A 15,046-nucleotide genomic window follows, 5' to 3' on the forward strand; every position below is an offset into this window, starting at 1 on the left:
ACATTTTAATCATAGGTCTTATATAACGAATGAAGCCTTCTATTGTCGCAAAACTAGAAGCATTACAAGAACGCTACGAAGAAATTGAAGCGCACCTTGCTGATGCAGGGGTAATCTCCGATCAAGACCGTTTTCGTGCTTTATCAAAAGAATATGCTCAATTATCTGATGTTGCTAAATGTTTTAGCGCGTGGCGCACAGTACAGGATGACATCGAAACAGCTGAAATGTTGTTAGACGATCCTGAAATGAAAGAAATGGCTCAAGAAGAGCTAAAAGAAGCTAAAGCGCGCAATGAAGAGCTTGAACAGCAATTACAATTGTTGCTGTTGCCGAAAGATCCTGATGATGAATATAACTGTTTCGTTGAAATCCGTGCAGGAGCAGGGGGAGACGAAGCAGCAATTTTTGCGGGTGATTTATTCCGTATGTACAGCCGTTATGCGGAAAACAACCGTTGGCGTGTTGAACTCATGAGCACGAGTGATGGTGAACATGGCGGTTTTAAAGAAGTTATCGCGAAAATTTCGGGTGATAGCGTTTATGGACGCTTAAAATTTGAGTCGGGCGGCCATCGTGTTCAACGTGTTCCTGAAACTGAATCTCAAGGTCGTATTCATACATCTGCTTGTACTGTGGCGATTTTGCCTGAGCTACCGGAAGCTGAGTTGCCTGAAATCAGCCCTGCGGACTTACGTATTGATACCTTCCGTTCATCAGGCGCGGGTGGTCAGCACGTTAACACCACCGATTCTGCAATTCGTATTACCCATATACCAACCGGTATCGTTGTTGAGTGCCAAGATGAGCGTTCACAGCATAAAAATAAAGCAAAAGCGATGTCTGTATTAGGTGCACGTATTCGCCAAGCTGAAATGGATAAACGCCAAGCCGCAGAGGCTTCTGAGCGCCGTAATCTTTTAGGTTCTGGTGACCGTTCTGACCGTATTCGTACCTATAATTTCCCTCAAGGCCGAGTGACCGATCACCGTATTAACTTGACGTTATACCGTTTGGATGAAGTAATGGAAGGAAAACTGGATTCTCTTATCCAACCTATCATCAACGAATATCAGGCAGACCAACTTTCTGCGTTGTCTGAGCAGGAATAATGCAGTATACCGAATGGGTCAAGCAGGCAGCTAATCGGCTGTCTGCAAGTGACAGCGCGAAGCGAGATGCTGAAATTTTACTGGAACATGTCACAGGCCGTAGTCGTACCTATCTTTTTGCATTTGGGGAGACAGAGCTCAACGTCGAAGAATTCCAACGGGCTGAATTACTTTTGCAACGCCGTGAGAAAGGTGAGCCTATCGCCTATATTGTCGGTGAACGTGAGTTCTGGTCCCTTCCTCTTTATGTCTCTCCTGCAACATTAATACCTCGGCCAGATACTGAATGTATTGTTGAACAAGCCTTATCTCGGTTAACAGAGCAAAAAAATCACATTTTAGATTTAGGCACTGGGACAGGGGCGATTGCATTGGCCTTAGCATCGGAAATGCCGAAAAGTCAGGTTATTGGTGTGGATTTTAATCCTGATGCGGTTGCTTTAGCACAACGAAATCAACAGCGTTTGAATATTTCCAATGTCAATTTTATACAAAGTAATTGGTTTGCTTCACTATCAATTCAACAATTTGATATGATTATCAGTAATCCACCTTATATTGATGAAAATGATATTCACCTCAGTGAAGGTGATGTGCGATTTGAGCCGTTAACCGCTCTGGTGGCTAAGGATGAAGGCTTGGCCGATCTAATTTACATCATTAAAGAATCCAGAAAATATCTTAAAAATCAAGGGTGGTTGCTTCTTGAGCATGGCTGGACACAAGGTCTTGCGGTGCGTGATTTGTTTAAAGTACATGGGTACACCAAAATTGAGACCTGTCTTGATTATGGTGGAAGAGAGCGAATTTCACTCGGTCAATGGAATGGTTAAGTGGCATAGCACTGGGAATGTAATGAAAACCATAGCGAATATAGAATTTAATCAACTCCCTTTAAGTGAAGGGATCATGACTGTTTCACAATGTATCCGTCATGATTTCCCGCTGATGAAAGTGCAAGCTCAGTTAGACGGCTTAGTCTCATCAGCCAAGTCTTGTATCGATTTAACCGCTGATAACGAAACAAAAATTCAGCAGTTAACCTCACTTTTTTACCAAGAATGGTCATTTGGCCCAGCTGAAGGTATTTATCTGTTATCAGATATGCTATGGCTAGACAAAGTACTGTCATCTAAGCAAGGTACGCCAGTGACACTCGGAGCCATCTTTTTGTATGTTGCCGAGCGCCTTGATATTGCGATTTATCCCGCTATTTTTCCTACACAATTATTATTTATCAGTGAAAGAAATGATGGCAGCCAATGGGTAATTAACCCTGTAAATGGTGAGTCTTTGTCATTACACACATTAAATTTATGGCTCAAAGGAACCGTTGATCCTTTTTCTGAATTTTACCATGACCAATTGGATGTAGCAGAAAACAGCGTTGTCATCCGTAAAATTTTTGACACATTGAAAGCGTCATTAATGGAAGAGAAAAAGATGGAATTAGCGCTGCGAGTTTGTGAAACGCTTCTGACGCTTGACCCTGAAGACCCTTACGAAATTCGTGATCGAGGGTTAATTCTTGCACATTTAGACTGTAATCATGTGGCGTTAAGTGACCTCAATTACTTTATTGAGCACTGCCCAGAAGACCCGGTTTCTGAAATGATTAAAATACAAATTTATTCGTTGGATAATCATCCAATCGTATTACATTAATTAACATACAGGCCAATGTCCCTGTTTCAATATGAAAGGTAAGAGTATGCAGCAGAAAGTAGTCAATATTGGTGATATCAATGTCGCGAACGACTTGCCGTTTGTGTTATTTGGTGGAATGAATGTATTAGAATCTCGCGATATGGCGATGAAAGTGTGTGAGCATTATGTCACTGTGACCCAAAAGTTGGGGATCCCTTACGTTTTTAAAGCATCATTTGATAAAGCAAACCGCTCATCAATCCACTCTTACCGTGGCCCAGGTCTTGAAGAAGGAATGAAAATTTTTCAAGAGTTGAAACAAACATTTGGCGTAAAAATCATTACAGATGTTCATGAGCCAGCACAGGCGGCTCCTGTTGCCGAAGTTGTTGATGTTATTCAATTACCGGCTTTCTTGGCTCGCCAAACAGATTTAGTTGCAGCCATGGCTAAAACAGACGCAGTAATTAATATCAAAAAACCTCAGTTTATCAGCCCAGGACAAATGGGAAATATCGTTGAGAAATTTATCGAAGGTGGGAACGATAAAATTATTCTTTGCGATCGCGGTGCAAACTTTGGTTATGACAACCTCGTTGTAGATATGCTTGGTTTTAATGTCATGGTTCAAGCATCAAAAGGCTGTCCTGTCATTTTCGATGTGACCCATGCACTGCAATGCCGCGACCCGTTCGGCGCAGCATCTGGTGGTCGTCGTGGCCAAGTTGCTGAATTGGCAAGAGCTGGAATGGCGGTTGGAATTGCCGGGTTATTCCTTGAAGCGCATCCAGACCCAGACAACGCACGTTGCGATGGCCCATCAGCACTGCCATTAGATAAGCTGGAACCATTCTTAAAGCAAATGAAAGCAATCGACGAAGTTGTAAAAAGCTTCCCTGAGTTAGATACGAGTCGCTAAGTTAGGCGGCTTATGCAACTCACTGAAGTCGTTTCTATGTTCGGCGCTGATTTGCAGCGCCGATATGGTGAAAAGATTTATAAAATTACCTTACATGGTGGTTTTAATTGCCCAAACCGTGATGGCACCCTCGGGCGAGGAGGCTGCACTTTTTGTAATGTAGCTTCTTTTGCTGATGAAAGTCAGTCATCTCAAACTATTAGTGAACAAATTCACCAACAGATCACCCGAATTTCCCGCGCAAAACGTTATTTAGCTTATTTCCAAGCCTATACCAGCACGTATGCCGAAGTGAGCCTATTAAAACAACTTTATGAAGAAGCCTTACTGCAAGCCGATATTATTGGTTTATGTGTAGGTACTCGTCCTGACTGTGTTCCTGATTCAGTGTTATCTTTGCTAAGCCAATATCAACAGCAAGGCTATGAAATATGGCTTGAGCTAGGTTTACAAAGTGCTCATGATAAAACGCTACATCGTATTAATCGCGGTCATGGTTTTGATGCATACCAACAAACAACGCAAAAAGCCCGCAGCCTTGGGCTAAAAGTGTGTACACATTTGATTTGCGGGTTACCCGGTGAAAATGCCCAAATGAATATGCAAACACTTGATAAAGTCCTTGAGTGCGGAACGGATGGCATCAAACTTCACCCTTTACATATTGTCGAAGGTAGTGTGATGGCCAAAAGTTGGCGAGCAGGACGTTTGGCAACGCTTTCTCTGGATGAATATACTGAAATTGCGGGTGAAATGGTGCGCCATACTCCGACTGACATTGTCTACCACCGTATCAGTGCCAGTGCAAGAAAGCCAACTTTGCTCGCCCCGAACTGGTGTGAAAATCATTGGGTGGGAATGAATAATTTATATCAATATTTCTTAAAATGGGGCGGGCAAGGCTCCGCGCTTTGACTTCTTTAATGAGAACAACTATGAAATCAAATTATTATAAAGCTATTATCGTTTCATCTCTAATTACGTTTTCTTTTCAAGCCATAGCTCAACTTGATATTACTCCTGAAGATAAACAAAAATTTGTACAAACTCACCAAAAAGCAGTCAAGAAAGATGCCCTTGCTCAGTATCAACTTGCTCAAATGTATTTTTCCGGTTTAGGTGTCCTACAAAATCTTAACAGTGCGCGTTTATGGGCAAATGAAGCGGCAAAAAATGGTAATGGGGATGGTTATGCATTATTGGCAGATATCAATCTATTAAGTGATAGTTATTTTTCGCAGGAATTGGCTGATGCCCGTAAATACGCGACAAAAGCGGTTGAAATGGGCAGTACGCGTGGAAAAATCAGTTTAGCAGAGTCATTGATAAATCCAATTGCAGGCAAAACGGATTATCAACAATCGATAGAACTTCTTAATGAAGTTAATGCGTTAAATAACCCGGATTATTTCATTGCGCCTGTTTTGCTTGGTGTTATCTATTTAGATGGTAAAGGCGTTGCAAAAGACGAAAAGCAAGCACAGCAATGGTTTGATAAAGCAAATGAGATGACTTATCCGGGCTATGCAGAGTGGATGGCTGCATTTAAATTTTCTGAAGATAACACAGGAACAGTCACCATCGACCAAGCGAAAGCAAAAAAATTAAGAGAAATAGCCTGCGAAAAAGGAAAAAATGCAGGGAATGAGATGTTTTGTTTCAGTGAGTGATAGCTAAACCGCCATGCTATTTCACATGGCGGTTTGCTTTGACATCTAAGTTAAGGTGTTGTTGGCTTTTCTGTATTGATAGATCCCGCCTGTTCGATAGCTTTAACGGCTTCAAGTGCATGATCTATTGAGTTATAAAAACTTAGCACGCCTTCAATAGGTGTCACTTTCGCTCTTGCCAATGTTTTTAATGGCTGGAATGGGATGTCACAAATTAAGATATGGGTATCTTGGCGCACGGCATCTATGAATTTTTCGAAAGCTTCTAAGCCCCCCGCATCCAACACAGGCACTGCGTCCCATTGCATAATAATCGTTTTATAGCCTGCGCTTTTGACACGTAATTCATCAAAAATACGTTCTGCCGCTGCGAAAAATAACGGGCCGTTAATTCTTACAACTAAGCGGCTTTGTTCTTCATCTGTTTCTGGTAGTTGCGTTGAACGGGTCATATTGGCAATACGACGCATAAATAATAAAGATGCGAGAACAATACCGACAGTGATGGCAATAACCATATCAAATAGAACGGTTAAGGACATGCACAGCATTAATACAATAATGTCATCTTTTGGCGCACGTTTAATCAGGTAAACGACTTTGCCTGCTGCACTCATGTTCCAAGCCACAATCAATAGTAATGCAGACATAGCGGCTAATGGCAGATAAGATAGCATTGGTGCAAGAACTAATAATGTAAGTATCACCAGTATTGAGTGAATAATTGCAGAAATAGGGGATGTTGCACCTGCACGAACGTTAGCTGCAGAGCGGGCTATTGCAGCAGTTGCGGTGATCCCACCAAAAAAAGGCGCCGCAATATTCCCCACACCTTGGCCAATAAGTTCACTATTGGAATGGTGCTTGGTTCCTGTCATGTTGTCTAATACTACGGCACATAACAGTGACTCAATTGCACCAAGTACCGCCATAGAAAATGCTGCAGGCATTAATGCGGTGATCATCGCCCAGTTAATTGGTGCACTTCCGGGGAGTTCCCACGGCAAAATAAATTGCGGTAGGATAGGGGGAATACCATTACCTTCAGTACCATCAGGTAATAAATAGCTAAATTCAGAGCCGATTGTCGCGACTTCCATACCAAATAATGAAAGTACCCACATGACGAAAGTCCCGACAATAAGAGCGGGTAAATGACCGGGAAGTTTTAATTTTAATTTAGGCCAGAAAATAAGTACCAAAAGGGTTGAAAGACCAATTAGTGTGTCACTGTATTGAAACGTGGGGAAGGTATTGCCAATAGCAATGAGCTTATCAACATAGTTTTCTGGGACATGCGCCATTTGCAAGCCAAAGAAATCTTTAATCTGCATAGTGGCAATGGTGATAGCAATTCCCGACGTAAAGCCTAGAGTGACAGAAACGGGGATGTATTCAATAAACTTACCAAAGCGAGCAAACCCCATTGCAAGGAGTATGACACCGGACATCAGCGTGGCGACTAATAACCCACTCAACCCAAATTGTTGAGAGACTGGGTAGAGGATCACCACGAAAGCAGCGGTGGGGCCGGAAACGCTATAGCGAGAGCCACCGGTTACCGCAATGATGATCCCAGCAATAGCCGCAGTATATAGCCCATATTGTGGCGGAACACCGCTAGCGATAGCCAAAGCCATCGCGAGGGGGATAGCGATAATACCCACGGTAATACCCGCGATTAAATCCTTAATGAAGCGGGTAGCCGTATATTTTTCTTTCCAACAAGAATCTATTAGCGCACTAAAAGGGCGCAACCTATTAATTTTTTTTGTACTCATTATACCCTACCAAATAACAGGGTGAAAAATAAACGAAAAATGTACCTATAAGGATACGCTTAGCAACCTGAAAAAAATCTGTTATGTATCAATAAATCTACAATTATCATAACGTTTTCAGTAACAAAAGTAAAAAAACGTTATATTATAAAGAAAAATAGTTAGAATATATTTTATATGGCTACGTCCCTGTTTGAGATATGTATATAGATAATAGCCATTGTATTTTTTAATCGTAAATATAAAAATGGCAGATTATAAATATAATTATATTGGCGAATAAAATATATTTAGAGTCATTTGAACAATAAAAATATTTAATAGTAGTGAAATAGAAGGGACTTGTTCGCGTTAAGGGATAACAGATTAACTGATATGATACCCGATCACGCTAATATCTTTTGTTTATCGATTCGTGAACGCATTCGCTTGAATTGGCTAGGTGTCATTGTGGTCATTTCTTTGAACTTTCGACAAAAAGCGCTGTGATCAGCGTAAGCACATTTACTGGAAATTTCAGTAATTGAAAAATCATCTTCGAGCAGTGCAATAGCATGTTCCAGCCGCATCTTTTGAATATATTGTTGAGGGGTTATCAAAAAAATCGCTTTAAATTGGCGGTTTAATTGAGAAAGCGAAAGGCCAGATATTTCTGCAAGCGTTGTCATTTTTATCGCAATATCAAAATGTTCACTGATATAGCGCTCAACACGGCTAAGTTGGTTATTCAGTTTAGGGCTGACCGATTTGACATCTTGTAAATCCACTGAAATTCCTGCAACCCCAATAACTTGGTTACGTGTATTAAAAATAGGAACTTTAGTTGTTAAACACCATCCCAACAAACCTGCTTTATACAGGTGCAGTTCAAGCTTATTAATGACGCTAATTTTCTTTTCCATCACTAAATAATCTTGAGAACTATAGCTTTGGCCGAGTTCTGAATGAAAAATATCCTCAGCACCTTTACCTACGAGATGGTTAACACTGTCGATTTTACAGCGGGTGGCTAAATTATCATTGGCCAAAACATACTTTGCATTATGGTCTTTCACAAAAAAGGTCACATTTGGCAAGGTATTAATGAGTGGCATAATCAAACCTAAATGGTTTAATAAAATATCAATATTATCAACGGGAAATAGCATGTTTTCCTGACTAATCAACAGCAATTTATTTAGATTGATCATGCCGCGCTCCGAAATATTAAATTAATTTTATTAATTCTGTTAAATATTTTTAGATTGTGCAGAAAACCGCATAAGTTTGTTAGAAAGATATCAAGAGTTGTTAACAAAAATCAAGCATTCTATTAACAATAATAATAGATAGGATGCTAACCAATGCAATCTCAATATACCAAAATTGAAGTTATCGACTCTCATACCGCAGGTGAGCCAACTCGGCTTGTTATTGATGGATTCCCCGATTTAGGGCAACAAAGCATGGCTGTTCGCTTAGATATTTTGCGTAATAGCCATGATGTCTGGCGTCGTACAACGATTTTAGAACCTAGAGGCAATGACATTCTAGTGGGAGCCCTATTGTGTAAACCACAAAACCCAGCGGCAACAGCAGGCGTGATTTTTTTTAACAATCAAGGTTATTTAGGAATGTGCGGTCACGGCACTATCGGCTTAGTGGCCTCGTTGCACTTTCTGGGGCATATCACTTATGGCAACCATCTTATCGAAACGCCAGTAGGAGATGTCACAGCACAATTACATCAAGATGGTAGCGTGAGTATTCAAAATGTGTATTCGTATCGTTATCGCAAAGCGGTACGAGTTGATGTCCCCGATCTCGGCACGGTTATTGGGGATATCGCTTGGGGTGGAAATTGGTTTTTTCTTGTTGAACAGTCGCCAGTTGCCATTGATTTCCAAAACATTAAATTACTGACAGAAGTCAGTTTAAAAATCAAGCAAGCCTTAGTTGACCAAAGTATCTACGGTAAAGATGGCCAAGAAATTGACCATATCGAATTATTCGGTTCACACCCCAATGCCAATAGCCAAAGTTTTGTGTTATGCCCAGGTGGCGCATATGACCGCTCGCCTTGCGGAACAGGGACTAGCGCTAAACTTGCCTGCTTAGCAGCAGATAAAAAGCTGGCGGCGGGTGAAATCTGGCATCAAGCCAGCGTGATTGGCAGCCAGTTTCAGGCCAGTTTTCAACAGGCGGATGAAAACGGCATTATTCCGACTATTCGCGGGCATGCCTATATCAGCGGAAAAAATACCTTATTGATCGATGAACAAGATCCATTTCGTTTTGGAATTTCGGTGGCATAGGGGAATGAAATGGAACGCAAATATCCAGTGATTGTCGTGGGTGGTGGTATTATTGGCCTGAGTATTGCTCTGACAGTGCAAGCGAATGGGTCACAAGTGTTGCTGCTTGATAAACATGAAATTGGCCAAGGTGCCTCATTTGGTAACGCAGGGCACATTGCGACAGAACAGGTTTTTCCGATTGCGGATCCGAGTATTTTAACATCAATTCCGAAAATGCTCCTTGACCCATTGGGCCCTCTGCGTCTGGATTGGCGTTACTTATTACCGCTAGCACCTTGGTTAATCAAACTATTAGGTAACATGCGTCATAAGCCTTTTACCCATATTCACCATACATTGATGACATTAAACAGTGCCGCTTTCGATTCATGGCAAGTATTTATTCAGAAATGGCAACTAAGTGATCTGGTCAAAATGAAGGGCTCTCTGTTGGTGGCCGAGAAAAAAGAAACACTTGATAAGCTAAGCCAGCACAGTGAGTACTTGCGCAGTGTTGGTGTAGCTAATCAATTGATTGATCAGGATGCGTTACTAACACGCGAACCTGCTTTATCCGAAAGCCAAATCGGGGGTGTTTTTTATCCAGACACCGGCCATGTAGTGGATTTATGTGCGTTACACCAAAAGCTGACTGAGGCATTTTTACACGCAGGTGGACAGGTATTAACTCACTGTGAAGTAACCGAAATTACATCAACGTCGAATCAACAAGCGGTATTAACAACGACCCTAGGGCAGTTTACAGGGCAAAAAATAGTGATTGCGGGAGGGGCTTTTTCCAAATCATTAGTGCGAATGGTTAGCCGCATCAATGTGCCGTTAGAAACTGAGCGCGGTTATCATTTGATGTTGCCCCATGAATTGGGGCGGTTATCAATACCCGTATCAAGTATGGATAGGCGTTTTATTATGACGCCAATGTCTCATGGGTTACGCCTTGCGGGCACAGTGGAATATGCAGGACTAAAACGTCCAGCCAATATGCAGCGCGCTCAACATTTTCTACCGTTAGCGCAGCCGATGCTGAAAACGCCATTGAACAGCCAACAATCTACACCGTGGATGGGATTTCGCCCATCAACGTCTGACTCTTTACCGGTGATCGACCATAAAGGCCCTTATATTTTTGCTTTTGGTCACCAACACCTAGGGCTAACCCAAGCAGCGATCACCGCAGATATCGTTAATAGCTTTATTCATCAGCAACCGACAAGTATCGATTGCACCCCTTTTTCCATTGAGCGATTTCTTTAATATTGAGGAGAATTCAAATGAATTTCCATGGCATTCTTGTTCCTTTAGTCACGCCATTTCATGATGATTTAACATTAAATATCAGTGCACTTGCTGAGTTAACTGAAAAGCTTATTGAGCGCGGAGTTACCGGTTTAGTAGTCTGCGGGACCACGGGAGAGTATTACGCATTAAACGAAGATGAACGTAAAACCGTGCTGTCTACGGTTTGTAAAATTGCAAAAGGGCGAGTGACACTAATTGCGGGTATTAACGACCTATCAACCGAAGGGGCCATTGCACGAGCGAAACAAGCTCAAGAACTGGGTTATGAAGGCTTAATGTTATCACCACCACCGTATAGTTTACCGGACCAGCAAGGGGTCTATGCTCATTATGAAAAAGTCGCAAAATCAACACCACTGCCCATTATTATGTACAACTTCCCAGCTCGGATCGGCATTGAAATTGACATTGAAACGGTCATCAAGCTAGCTGAAATTGACAATATTGTCGCTATCAAAGAAAGCAGTGGAAGCTTTAGTCGAGCACTGCATCTATTACAAACACCATTCAAAGACTTTGAAGTCATTTGTGGTTGTGATGACCAACCGGTGGATTTCTTTTTTTGGGGGTCAAAAAGTTGGATAGCAGGAGCTGGGAATGTATTCCCAGCGGAGCAAGTTGCTATTTTTAATGCAGCGCAAGCAGGTGACTGGCAACTCGCTAAGCAGATTATGAATGAAATTTATCCTGCAATTTACTCAATGGAATCAGGAAACTATAACCAAAAAGCCAAAGCGGGCTGCTTGAATGGAACATTTTATGTAGGGCCGGTCCGTTTGCCGCTGTCAAATCTAGCGTCACAAGAACGCGATGAATTCATTAAATTGATTAAACGCTAGGGGGAAATATGACCATGACCCAACAGCAGGTATTTGAACATGCAAAACAAGGAAAACTGTGGGCTGGCAATTTAATTGCAGGGCATGCAGAACAGCAAAATAAATTAGAAAACCGGACTCCAATCGATAATAGCGTTATTGGTTTTATTGCTGATGGTGATGCGAACGATATTCATGCCGCGGTACAAGTAGCGCGTGACACCTTCAATCAAGGTGAGTGGCGTGGATTATCACCTCAAGAGCGTAAAGCTATCATGCTTAAGTGGGCCAATCTTATTGAACAGCACAGTGAAGAGCTGGCGGCACTCGATTGTATAGATGCGGGTAAGCCTATCACTGAATGCTTAAATACCGATTTACCCGCAACCATTGAAACCTTTTATTGGTATGCCGAAGCAATTGACAAACTGTTTGGCAAAATTGCACCGACAAGCCATCAAGAATTGGGGCTGATAGTGCACGAGCCTATTGGCGTGGTTGGGGCGGTGTTACCGTGGAATTTCCCTGCTCAAATGTTTGCATGGAAAGTAGCTCCGGCTCTTGCTGTAGGCAACTCGGTGATAGTGAAACCGGCCGAATTAACCTCATTAAGTGCCTATCGAATGGTGGAACTGGCCTATGAGGCGGGTGTCCCTAAAGGCGCATTAAGTCTAGTTTGTGGATTAGGTGAAAAGGTCGGTGAAGCACTTGGTCGACATCATGATGTTGATGTTGTGTCATTCACTGGTTCGACAGATGTGGGACGTTTATTCTTAAAATATTCAGCAGAAAGTAACTTAAAAGAAATTGTACTCGAATGTGGCGGTAAAAGCCCTCAAGTGGTGTTTGAAGATGCCAATATTGAGGCTGCAATTCCACATATTATGGCGGCTGCCTTTTGGAATATGAGTGAAAATTGCAGCTGTGGTTCTCGTTTAATTGTGCATGAAAGCATCAAAAAAACACTATTAGACAAGCTTGCTGTAGCGGTTAAAGAATGGAAAGTGGGTGACCCAAGGCAAGCGGATGTTTCTATTGGGCCAATGGTCGAACAGGCTCATTTTGAGAAAGTAAAATCCTTTTTAGATACCACGGTAAAAGAGGGAGGAAAATTAATTGCGGGTGGGAAAATTCATCATGAATTGGGTGCTGGCTGGTACATCGAGCCGACAATTTTTGATGAAGTTACGCCTGAAATGTCGCTATTTAAGCATGAAGTTTTTGGCCCTATTTTAGCCGTTACATCCTTTAAAACAGATGATGAAGCGGTCGCTTTGGCCAATGACACTCAATATGGTTTAGCCGCTTCATTTTATAGCCAAAACATTCACCGAGCCATGCAAATTGCGCAGCGCATTAATGCAGGCACGGTTTCAGTTAATGGCTTTAGTGAAGGCAATATCACAACACCGTTTGGTGGCTTTCGTCAATCAGGTTTTGGCGGTAAAGATAACGGCTTAGAGGCATTTGAACAATATACTCAAACCAAGGTTATCTGGTTTATCCATCAGTAAAAACGTTGACCTGAGTACCCAAGTGGACTCAGGTTTTTTTACCCTGCAAATACAAATAAACAATTACAATAACGAAGGAGTACAAAATGGAAGCCATCGTTAATACAATCGTTGGTTACATCTGGGGTAATGCATTAGTGGTATTATCACTAGGTGTTGGGCTCTATTTTACATTAGCGACTCGGGGTGTACAGTTTCGCTACCTTATTAAAATGGTGTGTTTGTTAAAGGAAAATAAAGCGTCAAAAGAAGGCATTTCCTCCTTCCAAGCATTCTGTTTAGCGTTGTCAGGACGTGTGGGGGTGGGGAATATCGCGGGGGTGGCGACAGCCATTGCCGCAGGTGGCCCCGGTGCGATTTTTTGGATGGTTGTCATGGGGTTATTAGGTGGAGCAAGTGCATTTATTGAATCCACACTCGCTCAAATATACAAACAGCGCTCTGATGACCAATACCGTGGAGGCTCCCCTTACTATATCGAAAAAGGGTTAAAATTGAAGCCATTTGCCATTATGGTGGCTGCTGTTATTTGCCTGTCTTATGGTGTGCTGGTTCCGGGTATTCAAGCCAATACCATAGCGGATTCCTTTCAATCCTCATTCAACTTACCCCCAATTGCCACTGGCGGCATTGTGACAGTGCTGATGGCATGGCTAATTTTTGGTGGTATAAAACGTATTGCGAGTGCAGCGGATAAGATTGTACCAATTATGGCATTGGCTTATATCGTCATGATGGTGATCATCTTGGGTAGCCATTACGAACAAGTGCCGGCTATGTTCAGTTTAATTTTCCGCAGTGCGATGGGAATGGACGCTGTATTCGGTGGTATTATTGGTACGGCTGTTTCATGGGGTGTGCGTCGTGCAGTTTTTTCCAATGTGGCCGGTGCGGGTGAAGCCACATTTAGTTCTGCGGCCGCTGAGGTAAGCCATCCTGTAAAACAAGGTTTGATCCAAGCATTTTCGATTTATATTGATACTGTCGTTGTGTGTACAGCATCGGGTCTGATGATCCTTGTCACGAATATGTATAACGTTTTTCCCGATGGCTCGGCAACGGCCTTAGTTGAATATGTCCCAGGGGTTGCAGCAGGAACTGCATGGACTCAGATGGCGGTATCAACCGTCTTTACTTCTGCAGGGTCAGGATTCGTCTCAATCGCTGTATTTTTATTCGCATTCACAACATTGATGGCTTATTACTATATTGCAGAAACCACAATTGTTTATCTTGATAGAAAATTGCGTTACCCCATTCTTAAATTGATACTGAAATTTGTATTTTTGATTATTGTTTTTATAGGAAGCGTGCAATCAGTCAGCTTAATGTGGAGTCTCGGTGATATCGGGTTCGGTAGCATGAGTTATCTTAATCTTATCGCCATGGTCTTCCTATCAAAACCTGCATTACGGGCACTGCGTGACTTTGAGCGGCAGGAAAAACTCGGTGTTGACCCAGTGTTTGACCCAAAAATAGCAGGAGTAGAAAATGCAGAACTTTGGGAAGATATAAGCCGCGAATATCACGAACAAGGAATTGGTATAGAACCGAAAGAGAAAAAAAATCAAGGGATAGCATATCAAGAAGAAGAGAGGAAAAACTAGAAGAAAAATGGCGGTGAGGGAGGGATTCGAACCCTCGATACGTTGCCGTATACACACTTTCCAGGCGTGCTCCTTCAGCCTCTCGGACACCTCACCGTTTTTCTAAAACTGTTGTGGAGTAGGGAATAAAAACCTGCTCTGCAACGTGGCGCTACTATAGGGAAAATAGCGTCTTACGTCAACTCCCTATTTCTCCTTTTTCCGACTTTTGTTGCTGTTTAGCTAAATAAAAAACAATTTGATTATTATCTAATCTTAAATGCAATCAACTAAGGTAAATAATACTTTTGATGTTAATTTTAAAACGGCAAGTCGTAGAGGTAAAAACCGTTAGCTAGTTAACAAAATTCTGATTGAGTAGCGTGTATAGGCTTGATTAACT

General features: G+C 42.0%; 13 protein-coding genes and 1 tRNA gene. 11 read left to right on the forward strand and 3 right to left on the reverse strand.

Annotated features, from left to right (window positions below):
• Nucleotides 1-29 precede the first annotated feature (29 nt).
• Genes prfA through M1E86_RS08845 form a run of 6 tightly spaced genes read left to right on the forward strand, consistent with a single transcriptional unit; the run spans nucleotide 30 to nucleotide 5,348 of the window.
• The gene (gene prfA / locus M1E86_RS08820) at nucleotides 30-1,112 is read left to right on the forward strand and encodes a peptide chain release factor 1 (RefSeq protein ID WP_125891049.1); all 1,083 of its coding nucleotides are present in this window, start codon (nucleotides 30-32) and stop codon (nucleotides 1,110-1,112) included.
• Nucleotides 1,112-1,945, forward strand: coding sequence for a peptide chain release factor N(5)-glutamine methyltransferase (gene prmC, locus M1E86_RS08825; RefSeq protein ID WP_213912803.1), 834 nt, complete (start codon nucleotides 1,112-1,114; stop codon nucleotides 1,943-1,945). Before prfA ends, prmC begins: the two co-directional genes overlap by 1 nt.
• Before the next feature lie 22 nt (nucleotides 1,946-1,967).
• Nucleotides 1,968-2,777: an invasion regulator SirB1 gene (gene sirB1, locus M1E86_RS08830; protein ID WP_125891051.1), complete on the forward strand. Its 810-nt coding sequence runs from the start codon at nucleotides 1,968-1,970 to the stop codon at nucleotides 2,775-2,777.
• A 46-nt stretch (nucleotides 2,778-2,823) separates the two neighbouring features.
• Entirely contained in the window at nucleotides 2,824-3,678 is an 855-nt protein-coding gene (kdsA, locus tag M1E86_RS08835) for a 3-deoxy-8-phosphooctulonate synthase (protein WP_004255137.1), read from the forward strand.
• 12 nt (nucleotides 3,679-3,690) lie between these two features.
• On the forward strand, nucleotides 3,691-4,593 hold the full coding sequence (locus tag M1E86_RS08840; RefSeq protein ID WP_125891052.1) for a TIGR01212 family radical SAM protein: 903 nt from the start codon (nucleotides 3,691-3,693) through the stop codon (nucleotides 4,591-4,593).
• Between the two features lie 20 nt (nucleotides 4,594-4,613).
• Nucleotides 4,614-5,348 (forward strand): tetratricopeptide repeat protein, encoded by a 735-nt coding sequence (locus M1E86_RS08845; protein WP_125891053.1) that lies wholly within the window; start codon nucleotides 4,614-4,616, stop codon nucleotides 5,346-5,348.
• A 50-nt stretch (nucleotides 5,349-5,398) separates the two neighbouring features.
• On the opposite strand, the gene dauA is transcribed toward M1E86_RS08845, so the two are convergent.
• Entirely contained in the window at nucleotides 5,399-7,129 is a 1,731-nt protein-coding gene (dauA, locus tag M1E86_RS08850) for a C4-dicarboxylic acid transporter DauA (RefSeq protein WP_213912802.1), read from the reverse strand.
• Nucleotides 7,130-7,515: 386 nt separating this feature from the next.
• Nucleotides 7,516-8,319: a helix-turn-helix domain-containing protein gene (locus M1E86_RS08855; protein WP_213912801.1), complete on the reverse strand. Its 804-nt coding sequence runs from the start codon at nucleotides 8,317-8,319 to the stop codon at nucleotides 7,516-7,518.
• A gap of 153 nt (nucleotides 8,320-8,472) precedes the next feature.
• On the opposite strand from M1E86_RS08855, the gene M1E86_RS08860 reads away from it, so the two are divergent.
• The 5 genes from M1E86_RS08860 to M1E86_RS08880 all read left to right on the forward strand — a co-directional run bounded on the left by M1E86_RS08860 (nucleotide 8,473) and on the right by M1E86_RS08880 (nucleotide 14,664).
• A complete protein-coding gene (locus M1E86_RS08860) occupies nucleotides 8,473-9,423 on the forward strand; it encodes a 4-hydroxyproline epimerase (protein WP_125891056.1) in 951 nt (316 codons plus the stop codon).
• A 9-nt stretch (nucleotides 9,424-9,432) separates the two neighbouring features.
• Nucleotides 9,433-10,680, forward strand: coding sequence for an NAD(P)/FAD-dependent oxidoreductase (locus M1E86_RS08865; RefSeq protein WP_125891057.1), 1,248 nt, complete (start codon nucleotides 9,433-9,435; stop codon nucleotides 10,678-10,680).
• Between the two features lie 17 nt (nucleotides 10,681-10,697).
• Nucleotides 10,698-11,564 carry a 4-hydroxy-tetrahydrodipicolinate synthase gene (gene dapA, locus M1E86_RS08870; protein WP_213912800.1) on the forward strand — a complete coding sequence of 289 codons (867 nt, stop codon included), beginning with the start codon at nucleotides 10,698-10,700 and terminating at the stop codon, nucleotides 11,562-11,564.
• 8 nt (nucleotides 11,565-11,572) lie between these two features.
• Nucleotides 11,573-13,057 (forward strand): aldehyde dehydrogenase, encoded by a 1,485-nt coding sequence (locus tag M1E86_RS08875; protein WP_213912799.1) that lies wholly within the window; start codon nucleotides 11,573-11,575, stop codon nucleotides 13,055-13,057.
• Nucleotides 13,058-13,143: 86 nt separating this feature from the next.
• On the forward strand, nucleotides 13,144-14,664 hold the full coding sequence (locus tag M1E86_RS08880; RefSeq protein WP_426099339.1) for an alanine/glycine:cation symporter family protein: 1,521 nt from the start codon (nucleotides 13,144-13,146) through the stop codon (nucleotides 14,662-14,664).
• A gap of 8 nt (nucleotides 14,665-14,672) precedes the next feature.
• On the opposite strand, the gene M1E86_RS08885 is transcribed toward M1E86_RS08880, so the two are convergent.
• Nucleotides 14,673-14,760 (reverse strand) — tRNA-Ser (locus tag M1E86_RS08885).
• Nucleotides 14,761-15,046: the final 286 nt, after the last annotated feature.

Source organism: Providencia sp. PROV200 (assembly GCF_049901995.1).
Classification (GTDB): domain Bacteria; phylum Pseudomonadota; class Gammaproteobacteria; order Enterobacterales; family Enterobacteriaceae; genus Providencia; species Providencia rettgeri_E.

What these genes read in the sequence shown, in the direction of transcription:
- prfA (WP_125891049.1), top strand. Translation starts at nt 30, where the DNA reads ATGAAGCCTTCTATTGTCGCAAAACTAGAAGCATTACAAGAACGCTAC.
- prmC (WP_213912803.1), top strand. Translation starts at nt 1,112, where the DNA reads ATGCAGTATACCGAATGGGTCAAGCAGGCAGCTAATCGGCTGTCTGCA.
- sirB1 (WP_125891051.1), top strand. Translation starts at nt 1,968, where the DNA reads ATGAAAACCATAGCGAATATAGAATTTAATCAACTCCCTTTAAGTGAA.
- kdsA (WP_004255137.1), top strand. Translation starts at nt 2,824, where the DNA reads ATGCAGCAGAAAGTAGTCAATATTGGTGATATCAATGTCGCGAACGAC.
- M1E86_RS08840 (WP_125891052.1), top strand. Translation starts at nt 3,691, where the DNA reads ATGCAACTCACTGAAGTCGTTTCTATGTTCGGCGCTGATTTGCAGCGC.
- M1E86_RS08845 (WP_125891053.1), top strand. Translation starts at nt 4,614, where the DNA reads ATGAAATCAAATTATTATAAAGCTATTATCGTTTCATCTCTAATTACG.
- dauA (WP_213912802.1), bottom strand. Translation starts at nt 7,129, where the DNA reads ATGAGTACAAAAAAAATTAATAGGTTGCGCCCTTTTAGTGCGCTAATA.
- M1E86_RS08855 (WP_213912801.1), bottom strand. Translation starts at nt 8,319, where the DNA reads ATGATCAATCTAAATAAATTGCTGTTGATTAGTCAGGAAAACATGCTA.
- M1E86_RS08860 (WP_125891056.1), top strand. Translation starts at nt 8,473, where the DNA reads ATGCAATCTCAATATACCAAAATTGAAGTTATCGACTCTCATACCGCA.
- M1E86_RS08865 (WP_125891057.1), top strand. Translation starts at nt 9,433, where the DNA reads ATGGAACGCAAATATCCAGTGATTGTCGTGGGTGGTGGTATTATTGGC.
- dapA (WP_213912800.1), top strand. Translation starts at nt 10,698, where the DNA reads ATGAATTTCCATGGCATTCTTGTTCCTTTAGTCACGCCATTTCATGAT.
- M1E86_RS08875 (WP_213912799.1), top strand. Translation starts at nt 11,573, where the DNA reads ATGACCATGACCCAACAGCAGGTATTTGAACATGCAAAACAAGGAAAA.
- M1E86_RS08880 (WP_426099339.1), top strand. Translation starts at nt 13,144, where the DNA reads ATGGAAGCCATCGTTAATACAATCGTTGGTTACATCTGGGGTAATGCA.